Origin of the sequence: Dongia deserti (assembly GCF_003574735.1) — a bacterium.
In the GTDB taxonomy this organism is placed as follows: Bacteria; Pseudomonadota; Alphaproteobacteria; order Dongiales; family Dongiaceae; genus Dongia_A; species Dongia_A deserti.
On the sequence record NZ_QORW01000025.1, the window covers coordinates 1 to 17687 of the forward strand.

The following is a 17687-nucleotide window of genomic DNA, read 5'->3' on the forward strand; positions in this document are numbered from 1 at the left end:
CCCACGGCACGCCGATCAGCGCGATATCGAGCCGCGCCGCATCGGTGACGTGCGGCAGGCGCATGAACGTTGGAATGGCGCCGAACCGCGGCACCAGCGCAGCGTCAACCGGCTGCGGGTTCTGTGTTGCGTCATTCATGCCAAGTTACTCCATGTTGATGGCGCATCATGCACCGTACGCGATCGTGAGAAAACCGGTGCGATTAACCTTAACGATGCATGAACTCATAATGGAGTGTGCCGAAATAGCCTCCAAGACAGATGAAATTCAAATTTGACTGAAATATGTCTCTATCCAGGAAGCGATGCTCATCGCAGACAATGTCAGCGCTGAACGTCGCTCCGAGCTACCAAAGGAGTCACGACCATGAACGCCATCTCAGCGCTGTCCTATACGAACGATAGTGGCGCCCCGGCGCACCTTGCGTCGCACGCGGCAGACGTCACGATGGGTCTCGGCCCCAACCAGCTGACGTGGCTGCGTCGGCGGATCGGCGCCTTCAAAGATCTCGAGGATCAGCGGTGGCAGGTTCGGCAGGACGCCGTGCGCGCGGCGCGCATGGCCGGCCTGATCTAGTCTCTAGATCCGCTTCCAGCTCGTGCCCTGCGGGCCGTCCTCGAGGATGATGCCCTTCGCGGCAAGATCGCCGCGGATGCGGTCGGCTTCGGCGAAGTTGCGGGCCTTGCGCGCAGCCTGGCGCGCAGCGATCTGGCGCTCGATCTCGGCGGCGTCGACGCCCTCGGTGGATTGCAGCCAGGCGGTCGGATCCTGCAGCAGGAGCCCCATGAGATGCGCGGAGCCGAGCAGGTCCGCCTTCGCGGCGCGGATCTCGGCTTCGCTGGTCGCCTTGTTGAGCTTTGACAGCAGCTCGTGCATCTCCGAGATCGCCAGCGGCGTGTTGAGATCATCCGCCAGCGCCGCCAGCAGGTGGCTCGACGGCTCCGGTTCCACCGCGACGTCCGCGTGCTTGTGCAGCGCCGTATAGAAACGATCGAGCTGCGCCTTCGCCTCCTTGATTCCCTCGCGCGTAATGTCGGTCGGCTGGCGGTAATGCGATGACAGCAGCGCCAGGCGGATCGCTTCGCCGCGGTGCCCCTCCTCCAGCAGCTCGTGCACCGTGAAGTAGTTGCCGAGCGACTTGGCCATCTTCTGCCCGTTCACCTGCACGAAGCCGTTATGCATCCAGGTCTTCGCCATCACCGGCGTGCCGTGCGCGCAGCGGCTTTGCGCGATCTCGTTCTCATGATGCGGAAAGATGAGGTCGATCCCGCCGCCATGGATGTCGAACACCTCGCCCAGCAGCGCACCCGACATCGCGGAGCATTCGATGTGCCAGCCCGGCCGGCCGCGCCCCCAGGGCGATTCCCAGCCCGGCTGGTCCGGCGTACTCGGTTTCCACAGCACGAAATCGGCCGGATGCTTCTTGTAGGGCGCCACCTCGACCCGTGCGCCGGCGATCATATCGTCGAGAGAGCGGCGCGACAGCTGGCCATAGTCGGGCATGGCCGGCACGTGGAAGAGAACGTGGCCCTCAGCCTCATACGCGAAGCGCTTGGCGATGAGCGTTTGCATCAGTGCGGTCATCTGCGGCACGAATTCGGTGGCGCGTGGCTCCCTGGTCGGCAGCATCGCGTTCAGCGCGCCCATATCATCGTGGAAGTATTTCGTGGTGCGCGAGGTGATGCTGCCGATGTCCTCGCCGCTTTCCTTCGCGGCGTCCATGATCTTGTCATCGATATCGGTGATGTTGCGCACATAGGTGACATGCGCTTCGCCATAGGTGTGGCAAAGCAGGCGGAACAAGGTGTCGAACACGACGACCGGCCGCGCGTTGCCGATATGCGCGTAGTCATAGACCGTCGGACCGCAGACATACATGCGCACGTTCCTGGGATCGATCGGCGCGAACACCTCCTTCTCGCGCGTGAGCGTGTTGTAGAGATGGATGGTCATCGAGCAATTTCCTCCACACCAACTGTCACCCCGACCGAGCGCAGCGAGAGCCGGGGCCCATGCGGTGCGTCAGAGTCGCCGAGGGAATGCATGGGTCCCGGCCGCTTCGCGGCTGGCCGGGATGACAGATGAAGAGCAAAAGCGCTCACGCGGTCTCTCCCTTCAAGCGCTTCAGCGCACGGGCGCGGCCGATCAGCGGCAGCAGCAGTTTCAGCTCCGGGCCATGGTCGGACGCGGTCAGGGCTTGGCGCAAGGGCATGAACAAATCCTTGCCCTTGCGGCCGGTGGCATTTTTCACCGCGTTGGTCCAGGCGCTCCAGGTCTCGGCGCTCCAGGGCTCCGGCGGCAGCAGGTCCGCTGCCTTGGCGGCGAATTCGGGGTCGGTGATCGCGGGCTTGACCGGCCCCTTCACCACCGATTGCCAGACCGCGACATCCTCGACCTTCTCGACATTGGCGCGCGCGACGTCCCACACCGCCGCGTCGACATGGCCGAGGCCGATGGCAGCCAGATGCTTGTGCGCTTCCTCGAACGGCAGGTGATGCAGCAGCCGCGCATTCAGATGCTTGAGTTCGTCCGGATCGAAGCGCGGCGAGGATTTGCCGAACTTGGAGAGCTCATGGTCGGACAACAGTTCGTCGAGGCTGCGGACCGGAACGGCGGGATCGCCGGTGCCGATCTTTGCGAGATACGCATTGATCGCCATCGCCTCCAGACCGTCGTCGCGCATCTGGCCGATGGAAAGCGAGCCTAGACGCTTCGAGAGCCCCTCGCCCGCTGCATCCACCAGCAGCGGCAGGTGCGCGAAGGTCGGGACCGCGGCGCCGAGCGCTTCGAAGATCTGAATCTGGGTCGCGGTGTTGGTGACGTGATCGTTGCCGCGGATCACATGCGTGATCCTGAAGTCGATATCGTCGACGACCGACGGCAATGTGTAGAGATAGGTGCCGTCCTCCCGCACCAGCACGGGGTCGGACTGGCTGGTCTCGTCGATGTGCTGCGGCCCGCGCACGACGTCGTTCCACGTGACATCGCGCGGCTCCAGCTTGAAGCGCCAATGCGGGCGCTTGCCTTCGGCTTCCAGCTTCTTGCGGTCGGCGTCGGTCAGCTTGAGGGCGGCGCGGTCGTAGATCGGTGGCTTGCCCTGGGAGAGCTGCACTTTGCGCTTGAGCCCAAGCTCCTCTGCGCTTTCGTAGCAGGGATAGAGCCGCCCCCCTTCGCGCAGGCGCTCAGCTGCTGCGTCGTAGATGGCAAGCCGCGCCGACTGGCGGTCGAACAGGTTCCAGGCGAGGCCGAGCCATTCCAGGTCTCTCCTGATGCCGTTCGCGAAATCTTCGGTGGACCGTTCCCGGTCGGTGTCGTCGAGGCGCAGCAGGAATTCGCCGCCCGCCTTCCTGGCATGGAGCCAGTTATGCAGGGCGATGTAGATATTGCCGACGTGTAGCCTTCCCGTCGGCGACGGGGCGAAGCGAACGCGCACAACCATCCTGACAGACGCACTCCATTCGCATCAAACCTTGGCACTGAAGCCATTGGTGATCGGGTAGCGCCGGTCGCGACCGAAGGCCCTGGACGAGATCTTGACCCCCGGCGGCGCCTGGCGCCGTTTGTATTCCGCCAAGTCCAGCATACGCCAGACCCGAGCGATGGTCGCTCGGTCATAGCCTTTGGCGGCAATCTCGTCCACCGTCATTTCGCGCTCCACCAGGCACTCCAGGATGCCGTCAAGCACGTCATAGGGCGGCAGCGTGTCCTGATCGGTCTGGTTAAGCTTGAGTTCGGCAGATGGGGCCTTGGTGATCACTCGGTCAGGCATAACGGTGCCTTTCGGACCGAGGGCGTCCAGCGGGTGGTTGGCGTTCCGCCAGCGGCTGAGCTCGAACACCGTCATCTTGTAGATATCCTTCAGCACCGAATAGCCGCCGCACATGTCGCCATAGAGCGTGGCATAGCCCACCGACATCTCCGACTTGTTGCCAGTGGTCAGCAGCATGTGGCCGAACTTGTTGGAGAGGGCCATCAGCGTCAGCCCGCGGGCGCGGCTCTGGACGTTCTCCTCCGTGGTGTCGATGTTCCGTCCGGCGAACGGCTTCGCCAACATGTGGGCGAAGGCCTTCATGGCCGGCTCGATCGAGATCATCTCGTAAGAGATGCCGAGCATTTTTGCGACGGCCTCGGCATCCTCCAGGCTCTCGCGGCTGGTGTAGGGCGACGGCATCATGACCGCGCGCACCTTGTCGGCGCCGAGCGCATCGACCGCAACGGCGGCCGTCAGAGCGGAATCCACGCCGCCAGAAAGGCCCAGGATCACGCCGGGGAAGTGGTTCTTGTTCACGTAGTCCTTCAGGCCCAGCATCATCGCCTGGTAGATCTTCTCCAGAAGCGAGAATTCCCGGGGGATGGGCGCGGGATCGCAGGTCCAGCCCTCGTTGGTGCGGCGCCAGTGCGTCAGCTCCACCGCCTCGCGGAACATCGGCAATGCGCATTTGATCTGCTGTCCGCGGTCCAGCACGAAGGACGCGCCATCGAACACCAGCTCGTCCTGTCCTCCAACCTGGTTGACATAGATGATGGGCAGGTCCGTTTCCTGCTGGCGTGCCACCGAGACGTTCATCCGCTGATCCAGCTTGTCGATCTCGAACGGGCTGCCGTTCGGCGACAGCAGGATCTCCGCGCCGGATTCGGCGAGGCACTCGGCGACGTCGCAGAACCACAGATCCTCGCAGATCGGCAGGCCGAGGCGCACGCCCTTGAAGTTCACCGGCCCTTGCAGCTGGCCCGGCTTGAACACGCGCTTCTCGTCGAACACGCCGTAGTTCGGCAGCTCGTGCTTGAAGCGGCTGGCGGCGATCTTGCCTTCAGCCAACAGGAACAGGCCGTTATAGACCCCCTCGCCGTCGGCCCAGGGCGAGCCGACCAGCATGGCTGGGCCGCCATCGATGGTCTCTGCCGCAAGCTCCTCCAGCGCCGATTTGCAGGCCCGCTGGAAGGCCGGCTTCAGCACCAGGTCCTCGGGCGGATAGCCGGACAGCACCAGCTCGCTGCACATCACCAAGTCGGCGCCCTTGTCGGCTGCCGTCGCGCGCGCCTTGCGGAGCAAAGCGAGATTGCCGGCGACGTCGCCGACCGTGGGATTGAGTTGCGCCAGCGCGATTTTCAGTTCGTGGGTCATGGCCGCCTGAGGGAAGCAAGGACTTAGAGAAGATTACGGACAACGGAGGGGAATGCAAACCCGAGTTCCGTGCATGCGAGGCCAGCTTTTCCCGCATTTGCCAAGGCTCCTCCGGCCATGGTTCCCTATCAGGGTTTGACGCGGCATCTGCTTCCACGCTGTCTTGGAGGGGTTCCATGTCTCGATACATGCTCGCGCTTGGACTCATGGCGTTGGCGCTTTCCGGCACAGCCGCCGCGCAGGACAGTCCGTACGACATCGTGCCCGCTCCGGTTGCCGAACCGCTGAGCCAGCGTTTCGTGCTCATCGTCCTGGACCAGGCCGACCGCGACCTGACCAAAGGCGACTCCAAGATCAACATGATGTTCGACACCCAGACCGGCCGCTCCTGGATCCTGGAATACGGCCAGAAGCCCGGCAGCAACGAGCAAGGCTACGTCTGGATCGAAGTGCCATACGTAAGGCCCCCGACGAATTGATAGCTGAAGGTCTTAGCCCGCCAAACGAAGACACTGACAGAAGCAGCCCCAATCCCATCATGGTCGTGCTTGGCACGACCATCCACGAGTTTGCCTGATACAGCGAAGTCCTACTCATCGACACTCGTGGATGGGTTGGATCAAGTCCGACCATGAGGAAAGAAAGCAGCCGATGAATAGTACCCGCGCGCTTGAACACGCTCACCCCATTGCGCTCGCCATCGGTGGTGCGATTGCGCTGGCTTCGGCGATGGGCATCGGGCGGTTTGTCTACACGCCAATCCTGCCGGAGATGGTGGCGGCGTTGCATCTGACCGCGAGCGAGGCCGGGCTCATCGCGTCCGCCAACTTCGCCGGCTACCTGATCGGCGCGCTGGTTGCGGCCGCGCATGTCTTCGCGCCGCACCGGCGCGGGTGGATGCTGGGCGCATTGCTGATCAGCGCGCTCACCACGGGCGCGATGGCAGCAACTGACTCGCTTGTCGCCTTCTTGCTGCTGCGCTTCCTGAGTGGCTTCGCCAGCGCCTTTGCGCTCGTCTTCACCTCTTCCTTGGTGCTGGATCGGCTCTCCGCGGCGGGGCGCAGCCACATGGCCGGGCACCAGTTTGCGGGCGTCGGCGCCGGCATCGCGGTCTCCGCGATCCTGGTCGCGCAGCTCACCGCGCATCACGTCGCCTGGCAATGGCAGTGGATCGCGACCGCCTTGCTCTCGCTGGTGGCCGTGTTTGCCGTCGCGGCGCTGATCCCAGCGCGGCGCGAAGGCGGTGGTGTGGCAGCCGCGAACCGCAATGGCGGCATCGGCAGCCCCCTGGCCGCGCTTATCCTTGCCTACGGGTTGTTCGGCTTCGGCTACGTGATCACCGCGACATTCCTGGTGCAGCTGGTGCGCACCAGCTCGGAGATGGCGCCGCTCGAGCCCTTCATCTGGGTGATCGTGGGACTGGCCGGCATTCCTTCTGTCGCGCTGTGGGCCGCAATCGGTAGGCGCATCGGCCTCGGGCATGGTTACGCCTTGGCCTGCCTGGTTGAAGCGGCGGGCGTGCTGTCGAGCGTGCTGTGGAACGCACCAGCCGGTGCCATTCTGGCTGCGATCCTGCTGGGCGGCACCTTCGTCGGCATCACCGTCCTGGGCCTCGTCGGCGCGCGGCGTCTCGCAACCGGCGCGGCCTCGCGCATCATCGGATTGATGACTGCGTCCTTCGGCCTCGGCCAGATCATCGGGCCGATATTCGCCGGCTGGATGCATGATCTCACCGGCACGTTCCTGCTGCCGTCGGTGGCTGCCGCGGCGGCGCTCGTGCTGGCCGCGGCGCTGGTCTGGTGGCTCAGCGCGGAGGCGCTCCGCCGCGCCTAGCGTAAGTGCGCGACCTGCTGATCGATCGACTTGGTGAACGCCGTGACTGTGTCGCCCGTGTGCTTGGTTGCGGCAGGTTCGATGAACATCACCCACGCTTCATCCGTGGCACGCGGCCGATGCTCGATGCCGCGCGGCACCACGTGGAAGTCGCCCGTTTTCAGCACGATTTCGCGATCGCGATAGCACATGGTGAATTGGCCGCTATGGACCAGGAAGAACTCGTCTTCCTCGGCGTGCGCATGGAACGGAAACTCGCCCTTGAACTTGGCGAGCTTCACATATTGCCCATTCACGATCGCGATGACGCGCGGCGAGAAGTATTCCGTGATGGCGTTGAACTCGTCGACAAGATGACCGCAGCAGGACATGACAGGTTCCTCCCTTCCGCTTCCAATATGAGCGGATGGTCGGAGCGTCTTGAACGTTTGTGCGCTCACACCTGCGTCAGGCCCACACGCCTTGAACTCCTCCGGAACTCGCGTGCGACCATTGCGCGCTGCTAGAGAGCCGATCCAGCCGCTCGGCCCTAGGGCTCGGGTACCAGTTTGGTCGGCGCCTCGAGCAGGGCGAACTCGTAGCCTTCACAGCTGACATCCGGGTTCGTCGGGCTGAACACTCCCAGCGGGTTCTCTTTGAACAGCCAGGCATGCAGATCGTAATGGGCGAAGTCCTTCGGGATGAGCGGTTCGTGCCCTTCCATCGGACCCTGGAAGGCTTGGCCCAGGAGCGTCGGCCGTTCCTTCGCGACTGCCAGCGGGACCAGCCACTCAGCGGCGACCAACTGCAGCTTCCCGCCAACCGGCTCATAGATCAGCACGTTCGGCCGCATGGGATCGGGCGGCCCGCTCACAGTGAGGTTGACGAAATGAATGCCCATGCCTCCCTTCGGATAGTCCATGTGGCCGTCGATCTTCTCGCCGCTGTAGTGAACGCATCCAACCGTCGACAGATAGGCATCGCGGATCGCGACGTAGGGATCCTGATACTTCGAGAGCGCCTGACGCATTGCATCAAGTTGTGCCTTGGTCGGCTCCTCGGCTTGTGTCTTGCTCGGCTCTTCGGCTTGGGCCGAAGCCATCGCCAAGCAAATTGCCAGCGCAATGGCAGCGTGGCAGGCGTGCAGCATCGTCTTCATCGAGCACCCCCCACCCAACATTTGCCGGATGAACTCCGGCTTACGGACTCTGCGCTCGATTTGCGTTTCCCGCAAGATTTGCGCGTTGCCGCCGGCCTCGGCCGGTCGGCGACCGGCTCCAATCAGAAGCGCGCGTGGGTGGGGATAAACGCCTACTTCCGGAACAGGAACTCGCGACCGATCTTCACACGCTTCTCGCCGTTGTATTCGACGATGTCGGCGGTGGCGTAGGTTTCGGTCCAGCGTTGCGGCAGGAAGGAGCCGGTGCCGACGATGTCGATTGGCGCGTTGGCTTCGGCCATCACCTTGCACTTGGCGGGATCGAAGCCCGAGGAGACGACGATCTTCACCTTCTGGAAGCCTTCGCGGTTGAGTGCCTCGCGCAGGTGCCAGACGGCGGCGGCGGAGACGCCCGCGCCGACCAAGTGGCGCAGCTCCGTCTCGTTGCGATAGCCGCGGATGGCGTCGGGCACGTTGCGGTCCAGCACCGCATAGGAGACGGAGGGATCAAGCCCCTCGATGAAGCGGCTGCCGGGCGTATCGATCCGCACGGCCAGCTTGCCCTGCGAGGCCAGATGCGCGAAGCGGCGCGCGACGGTCAGCGCATCGGTCACCTCGCGGGCGAAATAATCGACCAGCACCGTCATCGGCTGATCGGGGAAGGTCTCGTGGAACATCTCCGCCGCCCGCAGCGTCGAGCCGGCGTAGCCGATCAGCGCATGGGGCATGGTGCCCATCGCCTGTGCCTGGCCGAAATAATGCGCGGTCGCCTGCGTGGCATTGCCGATGAAGCCGACGGCACTGACCTTGCGCCGCGCGCGGTCCGACCCGACGCTGGCGGCATAGGCCATGATCTCTTCCATCTCCAGCCCGGCGCAGTGGCGCGCTTCCATCGCCAGGAAGGCGACGCGCGGCAGGTCGGAGCACATGGTAAAGGCATTGAACGCCGCCACGCAGGCCGGGCCCAGCTTCTGCAACAGGATCGTCTCGAGGTCGGAGAGATGGTAGAGCGAGCCGGTGATGTACATCAGCGGCTCACCGGCGCCGACCCAACGGCCTTCGGCGTAGCGCAGGTCGATCTCGAACTCTGTCCCTCGATCCTTCGCCATCTCCTTCAGCCAGTCGATCGCGAGGCGCGGCGCGGAAATGACCGGGCGGCGCATGAAGACCGCATAGGTCACGCGCGCGTCGCCGAACTTCGCCACCACCGCCTTGGTCTTCAGGAAGTAGTGGTCGGTCCAGCGCTCGATGGAGCCGTTGCCCGGCCCCGCGGCCGGACGTTCCGCGGCCGGCGCGGATGAGGATTCAACCGGACGCAGATGATCAGGATGCTTCGGCAATGCGCGCACCTTGTCCGTTGCGCTCGGCCTTCAGCTGCTCGGCGATCAGGAAGGCGAGCTCCAGCGACTGGCTGGCATTGAGCCGCGGGTCGCAATGGGTGTGATAGCGATCCGCCAGGCTGTCCTCGGTCACCGCCTTGGCGCCGCCAATGCACTCGGTCACGTCCTGGCCGGTCATCTCGAAATGGACGCCACCGGCATGAGTTCCCTCGGCGCGATGCACGGCAAAGAAGCTCTTCACCTCGCTCAGGATCCGATCGAACGGCCGGGTCTTGTAACCGCTCGCGGACTTGATGGTGTTGCCGTGCATGGGGTCGCAGGACCACACCACCTTGGCACCGTGGCGTTTCACCGCGCGCAGCAGTGCCGGCAGCTTCGCTTCCACCCTTTCGTGGCCCATGCGGGCGATCAGGGTCAGGCGGCCGGGGGTGTTCTGCGGGTTGAGCGCGTCGATCAGGCGCAGCAGGTCATCCGGCTCCAGCGTCGGACCGCATTTGAGCCCGATCGGGTTCTGGATGCCCTTCATGTATTCGACATGCGCGCCGTCCAGGTTGCGTGTACGGTCGCCAATCCACAGCATGTGGGCGGAGCAGCCGTACCATTTGCCGGTCAGACTGTCGACGCGGGTGAGCGCCTGCTCGTAGTGCAGCAGCAGCGCCTCGTGGCTGGTATAGAACTCGGTCTCGCGGATCTGCGGGACGGTCTGGGAGGTAAGGCCACAGGCCGCCATGAACTCCAGCGTCTCGGAGAGGCGCTCCGCCAGCTCCTGGTAGCGATGGCCGAGCGGGCTGTCCGCCACGAATTCGAGGTTCCAGCGATGGACCTTGTGCAGGTCGGCGAAACCGCCCTGGGCGAAGGCGCGCAGCAGGTTGAGCGTCGCCGCCGCCTGGTTGTAGCTCTGGACCAAGCGCTCCGGGTCCGGCGTGCGTGCCTCGGCATTGAACTCCATGCCGTTGACGATGTCGCCGCGATAGGAGGGCAGCTCGACCCCGCCTATGGTCTCGGTCGGCGCGGAGCGCGGCTTGGCGAACTGGCCGGCGATGCGCCCCACCTTCACCACCGGCAAAGCGGCGCCGAAGGTCAGCACCACGGCCATCTGCAGCAGCACGCGGAAGGTGTCGCGGATATTGTTGGCGGAGAACTCGGCAAAGCTCTCGGCGCAGTCGCCGCCCTGCAGCAGGAAGCCCTTGCCCTCCGCCACGTTGCCGAGCGCTTCCTGGAGGCGCCGCGCTTCGCCGGCGAAGACCAGCGGCGGGTAACTCTTCAAGCGCTCTTCCACCGAATTCAGCTTGGCCGCATCCGGATAGTCCGGCACCTGCGAGACTGGCCTGGTCCGCCAGCTATCCGGGGCCCACTTCGCGTTCATGATCGTCCCTTGCTGCTGCTCGTTCATCCCACATGGGAAAGCACCATTTCCCGGAGCTTGTCCAGGCGGCCTTTCCGCATGAGCGGCAAGCTAACATGCAGGGTTGGCGGCAACAATCCTCAAAACATCCCGCAGAATCAATTAACTAGGCCGAAAGCTTCGATCGCTCTGAGAGGGCGTTCCGATTACGCTTTCCGGTTACTGGGCCAGGGTGAATTCCTGGATCCACTGGTCGTTGATGAAAAGCACGACACACCCGCCGCTGGCATAGCCCCGGCAGCGTTGCTCTGCCTGCCTGGCCGCCAGCCGGCCGGACGGAACGGATTTGAATTCGTCTTCCAGGTAGTAGTCGTCGCAGTTCTTCCAAAGCCGCGACTGACAGATGTAATAGGCGGCCGATTGGCCATCGCGCGAAACCGCCAGCGCACCGTAGCGGCCGGACACTTTGCTCAAATATTCACCGATCACCTTGGCCGCTGCCGCGCCGACGACGATGCGGTCATCCGGCTGGCTGCTCTCGGCCGCCTGCACGGCAGCAAGTGATGCGCCCAGCACCAAACCGGCCACAGCGACAGCCGAAATGGCCTTCTTCAAACCCGCGAACATGGACCCCTCCGAATCAAGCGCGCAGCGCACCCTTATTTCGTCGCCTCACAGGGGGAATGCAAGCAGCGCTCGCGCCTGCCTGTGATGCCCTTCACACAGCGCCGGGCTAAGGCTGGATTCCGAACTCGCGCTGCTGGTCATCGTTGATAAAGAGCAGGATGCAGGCTGCCCCGCTTTGCGCGCGGCAGCGGGTCAGCGCCTCGTCCCGCGCGATCTTGCCGGATGGAATGGCGATGTTGCTGTCGTCGGCCCCCGGCTCGTCGCAGTTCTTCCACAGCCGCGATCGGCAGACGTATGAGACCGCCATGTCGCCATCCTGCGAGACGGCCAAGGCTCCATAGCGGCCGGACACCTGGTCGACATAGCGTTGTATGTCCGCATCGGCTGCGGCGGTGACGACGATGCGACCATCGGGTTGGAGGCCGGGTTGCTGGGCCTCAGCGAAAATCGGCGCGAAGCCCGCTAGCATCGCGCCAATGAAACACAGCCAGGTCCGCGCGCGGAGACTCATCGATGGCCACCCCAGTTGTTGCACGGCGCGAGACTAGCGCGCCTCATGGAAGCCGCGGTAGCTCAGAATGAACCGTCTCCGCAGACTGCGGCGATTGTGGCCCCAGTACTTCGTGGACAGTCACCTCTTCCGCACGGCCCCTGACGTGAATTGCCCCTAGCGATCGGCAGACAAATCCGGTCCCGGCGGCACGCACCGTCGACTCGCTCGCGAGGATGCTGGTGCCGAGCTCCTTGTTGGCGGCTTCAAGCCGCGCCGCGACATTCACCGCATCGCCGATCGCCGTGTAGTTGATGCGATTGATCGAGCCGACATTGCCGACCACGCAGCTGCCCGTGTTGAGCCCGATGCGGATCCGGAACGCACCGGCCTTCCCCGCCTCGGCGCGGAGTTTCTCCTGCACCTTGAGCGCGGCGCGCATGGCGGCAGCAGCGTGGTTCGGCAACGGTACGAGCGCGCCGAAGATCGCGACCACCGCGTCGCCAACATACTTGTCGATGATGCCGCCCTCCGCTTCGATCGCCTGGCCGATCATGGCGAAATGCGCGTTGAGCTCCGTCACCAGCTCCTTCGCATCCATCTTCTCGGCCAAGGTGCTGAAGCCCGCGATGTCGGAGAACCAGACGGTGACCTCGCGCGCCTCGCCACCCAGCTCCGGCGGCTGATCGCTCTCCATCAGCTTCTGCGCCAGATGGACGTCGAGATAGCGCGAGAGAGCGAGCGCCATCCTGCGCCGCTCGCGATCGATCACGAAGGTGCGCAGGCCGAGCCCGATGAGAAAGGCCGCCACCGCAGCCGTCACGCCACCCAGCAGCGGCGCGAACCAGTCGACTGAAGCAGACGCAACCGTGCCGGCCAGCCATAGCAGCAACGTGCCCGCGAGCAGCAGGCTCGCCGTCTGCGCGCGCAGGAAGATGGAGAAGACCGAGCCGCCCGTCGCCATCACGGTGCAGGCTAATAACACGGCCCATCCCGGCCAGAACCGCGCCAGTTCACCGCGCATGAGATCGTTCACTGCCTGGGCGTGGATGAAGACACCTGGAATCGTGCGCCGCCCGATCCGTTCGGCTTTGCTTTCGGTGCCACAAGGCAGCAGTTTCGGATTGCTACTCTCGAGGAACGCGCGGCCTGGTGTCGACTTGCGATCCTCGACGTCGAACTCGGCGCCAATCAATACGATCTTGCCCGCGAACGCGTTCGCCAGCGGCTCCATCGCGCCGGACACGGCGCATTGATGGACATCCTGCATCGCATAGACCGGCGCCACGGATACGTCGCCATAATTCGGCGCCAAGTGGCGCAGGTTTTCTGGCAATTGGCCGATGTCGAACCCTGCACGCTGTGCAATGGTTGGGGCAAAGGACGGCACCCTTTCCGCGCCAACTCCGTGCCAGAGCGGAACGTACCGCACCACACCATCCAGGCCGATATGGACATTGGCCGATCGGATGTTCTTCTGAAAACCGACTACTGAACCAATGAATCTGTGCTGATCGAAGGTCCTGCTGCCACCCGCATCGGTCTTGGCCAAGACCACGCGCTCCGCGGCAGCCAAGCGGTGCAAGGACGCAAAGAGCGGCCGATCGTGTCCGCGGACTACGGTTTCGGCGATCGTGGAAAAGATGATGTCGACACCAATCACCTTGGCTCCGGCAGCATCTAGCGCATCCAGCACGGTGCCGAATTGAGGCGCCCATAAGGCAGATGGAATGTCTTTGAACGCGGTCGCCTTGAAGGTGTCTTCGTCGATATTCACGACCACGACATGCGGCGTCTCTTCGAGGTGGCGGTCGCCGAAGATCGCGTGGCGCAGAGTCAACAGCGCGTCAAAGGATAAGCCATAGGTCAGGAGTCGCTCAGTGACGGCGCCGATCAGGAATGAGAGAATCGCGACGATCGCCGCGAAGCGAACGCGCGTCTTCATGGGTCAGAAGCGCACGACGCGCTGCAGGGTTACGACGGGGCCGACGCCGGCATTGTCCGCGATCTTGAATGCCATCTTGCGGCCGCCGCAGCTCGCGGAATAGATCCCGCCCGGCGTCAGCTTCATGCCGGTCTGCTTCAGATCGAGGGTGCGGCCGAACAGTGAGACGCGAATCGGCGGTTCCTGCCGATCGAGGCGCTGGATAACGAGCGACGGGTCGCTCGGCACATCGCCCTCGCCCAACACGAAGACCGGCTGCTGGCTCGGCACCACGTGCACGACTTCGCCTGCGTCTGCACCCAGGCTGCGGATCGCAACCACCGCCGCTTCGTTCGCGCCGGCAGCGCTGTCGGGATCGACCGATCCGTTGCAGGGCACGATCGTGCGCTTGACGGTGCCGCTTTCCACCGTGCTTTCGGCCTCGCCGATCGTGACCCTGCCACCCGATATCTCCTCATGAGCGCAGGAATCCATATAGCCGAGCGTCAGTGTCTGGCCCGGCTGAAGGGTGATCACCGTGCCTTCCGCCAGGATGTCGAACGCCCGGACCTCTGCGTGCGACGGGGAGATCGCCTCGACAATCGCACTCAGCCCCTGCGCTGTCGCAGAAGACGGGATCGCAGCAACCATCAGGCCGGCCAGCAATCCGGAGCCCAGCCATTTCCTGACAGATGCCAGATACATGAATCCCATTCCCCCGATCTTGGCCCTTATCATAGTGGTGGAGCGTCCGTGCGCTGTCCAGCCCAGCCGCTGTGTGACCGGTCACACGGCGGCGCGCTTTGATCAGGCAGCGGCGCGCGCTATCTTGGGCGCGCCATGAAACCGAAACACACCAACACGGGCGCGCGGCTGCGCGTGGTTCTGGGGCCGGGCATCGCCCTGGGGCCGGGCAAGGCCGACTTGCTGGAGGCGATTGCGGCGACCGGCTCGATCTCCGCCGCCGGACGCAAGCTCAGGATGAGCTATCGCCGTGCCTGGTTGCTGGTCGAGGAGCTCAACAGCTCGTTCCAGAGCGCCCTGGTGGCGGCAGACAAAGGCGGAGCCCATGGCGGCGGCGCGCGCCTGACCGAGCTCGGCGCACGGGTGCTGCGCCACTTCCGCAGCATGGAACGCAAGACGCAGAAAGCGATCGCCGCAGACTTGAGCGCGCTCGCGACCATCGCCAAGCCGCAAAGATAAGATCTAGATCGCGCCGCTATCGGCGCCCCTATGCATATGCGGTGTCCCGATGTCGCTCTTCGCCAGGGCGACGGATTTCAAAACCGCATGCGCCGCGACTCCCGGCTTCAAGCCAAGCGCGGCGACGGAGCGGCGGGTAAGCCTGGCGAGCAACAGATCCTGCCCGGCGCGCAACTGCACCACCGCGCCCGGCCCCTCGCCAATTTTCACCTCGGTCACCGTGACCGGCAGGATGTTGAGCGCGGAAAGCCCCTCGGGCCGTGTGCGGGCCAGGATCACGTCTTGCGCTGGAATGCGCAGACGCAAAGCATCTCCCATCGCTGCCTCGATGCGCGGGAGGAACAGGCTGCCCGCCGAAACCGCCAGCTCCGTCAATCCATCCTCGTGCTGGGCAACGATGCGGGCCTCGATGACGGCGCCGGCTTCTCGCGAGCCGACCATCGGCACCGCCTCCGGATCCGACAGGACCTCGGCCGCCGGCCCGGTGCGCAGCACCCGGCCGTCGCGCAGCACGACCATGTGCTGGGCGAGCCGCGCCACCTCCGCGACCGAGTGGCTGACATACAGGATCGGCACACGCGACTGGTCGCACAGCCGCTCGAGATAAGGCAGGATATCGGCCTTGCGTGCTTCGTCCAGGGCTGCGAGCGGCTCGTCCATCAGCAGGACCTTCGGCGCGGTCAGAAGCGCGCGTCCGATCGCCACGCGCTGTTTCTCTCCTCCAGAGATCTGCGATGGGCGCCGCGCGAGCAGCGTGCCGAGATCGAGCGCGTCTACGATCTCCTCCGTGCTTGGACCACCGAGGGCTTTCGCGCGACGGAACGCGTAGTCCAGATTGCCGCGCACGGTGAGATGCGGAAACAGGCGCGTGTCCTGGAACACATAGCCTACGCCGCGGCGATGCGGCGGCACGTGCGTATGCCCGTCCTGCCAAACCTCGGACTTCATCGCCACGCGACCGATGGCGCGCGCTTCCAGCCCGGCGATCACGCGCAGCAGCGTGCTCTTGCCGGATCCCGATGGACCGAACAGACCCGTGACGCCGGAGAGCTGGAAATCCTGCGCGACCTTCAGGCTGAAGTCGCCATAGCTCAGGCGGATATCGACTGACAGCGCCATCGCTTAGCCCACGTGCACAGGAAAGCGGCGGTTCACGACGTAGACCAGAAGCAGCACAAGGAAGGAAAAGATCAGCAGGCCGGCAGACAACACATGCGCGTCGGCATAGCGGATCGTCTCGACCTGCTCATAGATCGCGATGGAGATGACCTTGGTCTTGCCCGGAATGTTGCCGCCCACCATCAGCACCACCCCGAACTCGCCGATCGTGTGGGCGAAGCTCAGCACCGCGGCGGTCAAAAAGCCGCGCGCGGCCATCGGCGCGGCGACGGTGAAGAACCGATCCGAGGGCCCCGCGCGCAGCATTGCGGCGGCCTCGAGCGGCGTACGGCCGATCACCTCGAAAGCCGCTTGCAAGGGCTGGACTGTGAACGGCAGCGAGTAGAAGGTCGATGCAACGACCAGCCCGATGAAGGAAAAGGTCAGCGTGGTGCCCGTCATTTCCAGCCAGAATCCGCCAATGGCGGATTTCGGGCTGAGCAGGATCAGAAGATAGAAACCGAGCACCGTCGGCGGCAGCACCAAAGGCAGCGCCGTGATTGCCTCGACGGCCGGCTTCACATGGCTCCTGGTGTGGGCCAGCCACCAGGCGATCGGCGTGCCCAGAATGAGCAGGATCGCGGTCGTGATCGCTGCCAGCTCGAGGGTCAACCAAAGTGGGCCGAGGTCCGGCAGCGCCATGAGTCACTCGGTCCCGTAGCCGAAGGACGCGATGATGGCTTTGGCCTTGTCGCCCTTCAGATAGTCGAGAAAAGCGATGGCGGCCGCGTTGCCGTCGCCGGCCTTGAGCAGGACCGCATCCTGCTTGATCGGCGTGAACAGCGCCTGCGGCACGTCGTAGCGCGATCCTTTCGGTGCGCTGCCCGGACTCTCGATTGCCGACGTGGCGATGAACCCCATCTGTGCCGCCCCCGTATCGACCATCGAAAAGGTCTGGCCGATATTCTCCCCCATCACGATCTTGGGCTGGATCGTCTCCCACAGGCCCATCGCCGTCAACGCCTCGCGCGCGGCAACGCCATAGGGTGCCAAGTCCGGATTGGCGATGGCGACGTGCAGCGTCTCGGGCGCGGTCAGCGCGGCTTTTGGATCAGCGCCGATGCGATCGGAATCCGCGCTCCACACCGAAAGCATGCCCACCGCATAGGTGAAGCTGGTGCCGAGCACGGCGGTTCCCTCGTCCTGCAGCTGCGCCGGAGTCTTTATATCGGCCGACAGCAGCACGTCGAACGGTGCCCCTTCGCTGATCTGGGCGTAGAGCTTGCCGGTGGCGCCCGTCGTCACCTGGATCGTATGCCCCGTATCTTTGGCGAACTCCGCGCCGATCGCCTCAACCGCGCCGGCGAAATTTGCCGCCACCGCGACCAGTGCTTCGTCGGCCCGGGCCATGCCTGGCGCAGCGATCAAGGCAGCAAGTGCGACAGTGCGCAGAGTAGGATGCATGGAGACCTCAGCGAGCGACATATCCGGCCAAGTATATCAAGCGAACTCGCGCCGGATTGGCAAGCGATATATTCGTGTAGATATATCGATGGCGCCACC

Annotated in this window: 18 protein-coding genes; 4 read left to right on the top strand and 14 right to left on the bottom strand. The window is 64.4% G+C overall.

Annotation, left to right across the window (positions count from 1 at the left end; translation table 11 throughout):
* Positions 1-367: 367 nt before the first annotated feature.
* Positions 368-577: a hypothetical protein gene (locus tag DTX69_RS26560; protein ID WP_119304617.1), complete on the top strand. Its 210-nt coding sequence runs from the start codon at positions 368-370 to the stop codon at positions 575-577.
* Between the two features lie 3 nt (positions 578-580).
* On the opposite strand, the gene cysS is transcribed toward DTX69_RS26560, so the two are convergent.
* The 3 genes from cysS to DTX69_RS26575 all read right to left on the bottom strand — a co-directional run bounded on the left by cysS (position 581) and on the right by DTX69_RS26575 (position 5126).
* Positions 581-1954: a cysteine--tRNA ligase gene (cysS, locus tag DTX69_RS26565; RefSeq protein WP_119304618.1), complete on the bottom strand. Its 1374-nt coding sequence runs from the start codon at positions 1952-1954 to the stop codon at positions 581-583.
* Between the two features lie 145 nt (positions 1955-2099).
* On the bottom strand, positions 2100-3440 hold the full coding sequence (gene gltX, locus DTX69_RS26570) for a glutamate--tRNA ligase (protein ID WP_119304619.1): 1341 nt from the start codon (positions 3438-3440) through the stop codon (positions 2100-2102).
* 24 nt (positions 3441-3464) lie between these two features.
* Complete coding sequence (locus DTX69_RS26575) at positions 3465-5126, bottom strand: NAD+ synthase (RefSeq protein ID WP_119304620.1); 1662 nt, start codon at positions 5124-5126, stop codon at positions 3465-3467.
* A gap of 176 nt (positions 5127-5302) precedes the next feature.
* Here DTX69_RS26575 and DTX69_RS26580 point away from each other — a divergent pair, with 176 nt between their 5' ends.
* Both DTX69_RS26580 and DTX69_RS26585 read left to right on the top strand, forming a co-directional pair.
* Complete coding sequence (locus DTX69_RS26580; RefSeq protein ID WP_162917582.1) at positions 5303-5605, top strand: hypothetical protein; 303 nt, start codon at positions 5303-5305, stop codon at positions 5603-5605.
* Between the two features lie 172 nt (positions 5606-5777).
* Complete coding sequence (locus tag DTX69_RS26585; protein ID WP_284736093.1) at positions 5778-6959, top strand: YbfB/YjiJ family MFS transporter; 1182 nt, start codon at positions 5778-5780, stop codon at positions 6957-6959.
* Here the strand turns inward: DTX69_RS26585 and DTX69_RS26590 are convergent.
* The 8 genes from DTX69_RS26590 to DTX69_RS26625 form a co-directional block, all read right to left on the bottom strand.
* A complete protein-coding gene (locus tag DTX69_RS26590; RefSeq protein WP_119304622.1) occupies positions 6956-7330 on the bottom strand; it encodes a cupin domain-containing protein in 375 nt (124 codons plus the stop codon). The two genes, DTX69_RS26585 and DTX69_RS26590, sit on opposite strands and share 4 nt — an antisense overlap.
* 158 nt (positions 7331-7488) lie before the next feature.
* The gene (locus DTX69_RS26595; RefSeq protein WP_119304623.1) at positions 7489-8097 is read right to left on the bottom strand and encodes a hypothetical protein; all 609 of its coding nucleotides are present in this window, start codon (positions 8095-8097) and stop codon (positions 7489-7491) included.
* A 152-nt stretch (positions 8098-8249) separates the two neighbouring features.
* Positions 8250-9347, bottom strand: coding sequence for a nicotinate phosphoribosyltransferase (locus DTX69_RS26600; protein ID WP_119304681.1), 1098 nt, complete (start codon positions 9345-9347; stop codon positions 8250-8252).
* Between the two features lie 73 nt (positions 9348-9420).
* Positions 9421-10803: a class II 3-deoxy-7-phosphoheptulonate synthase gene (locus tag DTX69_RS26605; protein ID WP_119304682.1), complete on the bottom strand. Its 1383-nt coding sequence runs from the start codon at positions 10801-10803 to the stop codon at positions 9421-9423.
* 198 nt (positions 10804-11001) lie between these two features.
* Positions 11002-11409: a hypothetical protein gene (locus DTX69_RS26610; RefSeq protein WP_162917583.1), complete on the bottom strand. Its 408-nt coding sequence runs from the start codon at positions 11407-11409 to the stop codon at positions 11002-11004.
* A gap of 106 nt (positions 11410-11515) precedes the next feature.
* On the bottom strand, positions 11516-11920 hold the full coding sequence (locus tag DTX69_RS26615) for a hypothetical protein (RefSeq protein WP_119304625.1): 405 nt from the start codon (positions 11918-11920) through the stop codon (positions 11516-11518).
* 43 nt (positions 11921-11963) lie between these two features.
* The gene (locus tag DTX69_RS26620) at positions 11964-13844 is read right to left on the bottom strand and encodes an adenylate/guanylate cyclase domain-containing protein (protein ID WP_119304626.1); all 1881 of its coding nucleotides are present in this window, start codon (positions 13842-13844) and stop codon (positions 11964-11966) included.
* 3 nt (positions 13845-13847) lie between these two features.
* On the bottom strand, positions 13848-14528 hold the full coding sequence (locus tag DTX69_RS26625; RefSeq protein ID WP_162917584.1) for a hypothetical protein: 681 nt from the start codon (positions 14526-14528) through the stop codon (positions 13848-13850).
* Positions 14529-14663: 135 nt separating this feature from the next.
* Between DTX69_RS26625 and DTX69_RS26630 the strand changes: the two genes are divergently transcribed.
* Positions 14664-15026 carry a winged helix-turn-helix domain-containing protein gene (locus DTX69_RS26630; protein WP_119304628.1) on the top strand — a complete coding sequence of 121 codons (363 nt, stop codon included), beginning with the start codon at positions 14664-14666 and terminating at the stop codon, positions 15024-15026.
* Positions 15027-15029: 3 nt separating this feature from the next.
* Here the strand turns inward: DTX69_RS26630 and modC are convergent, their stop codons facing one another.
* Genes modC through modA form a run of 3 tightly spaced genes read right to left on the bottom strand, consistent with a single transcriptional unit; the run spans position 15030 to position 17588 of the window.
* Positions 15030-16145 carry a molybdenum ABC transporter ATP-binding protein gene (gene modC / locus DTX69_RS26635; RefSeq protein ID WP_119304629.1) on the bottom strand — a complete coding sequence of 372 codons (1116 nt, stop codon included), beginning with the start codon at positions 16143-16145 and terminating at the stop codon, positions 15030-15032.
* A gap of 3 nt (positions 16146-16148) precedes the next feature.
* Positions 16149-16826, bottom strand: a complete 678-nt coding sequence (gene modB / locus DTX69_RS26640; protein ID WP_119304630.1) for a molybdate ABC transporter permease subunit — start codon at positions 16824-16826, stop codon at positions 16149-16151.
* A gap of 3 nt (positions 16827-16829) precedes the next feature.
* On the bottom strand, positions 16830-17588 hold the full coding sequence (gene modA / locus DTX69_RS26645; RefSeq protein ID WP_119304683.1) for a molybdate ABC transporter substrate-binding protein: 759 nt from the start codon (positions 17586-17588) through the stop codon (positions 16830-16832).
* Between the last annotated feature and the right edge of the window lie 99 nt (positions 17589-17687).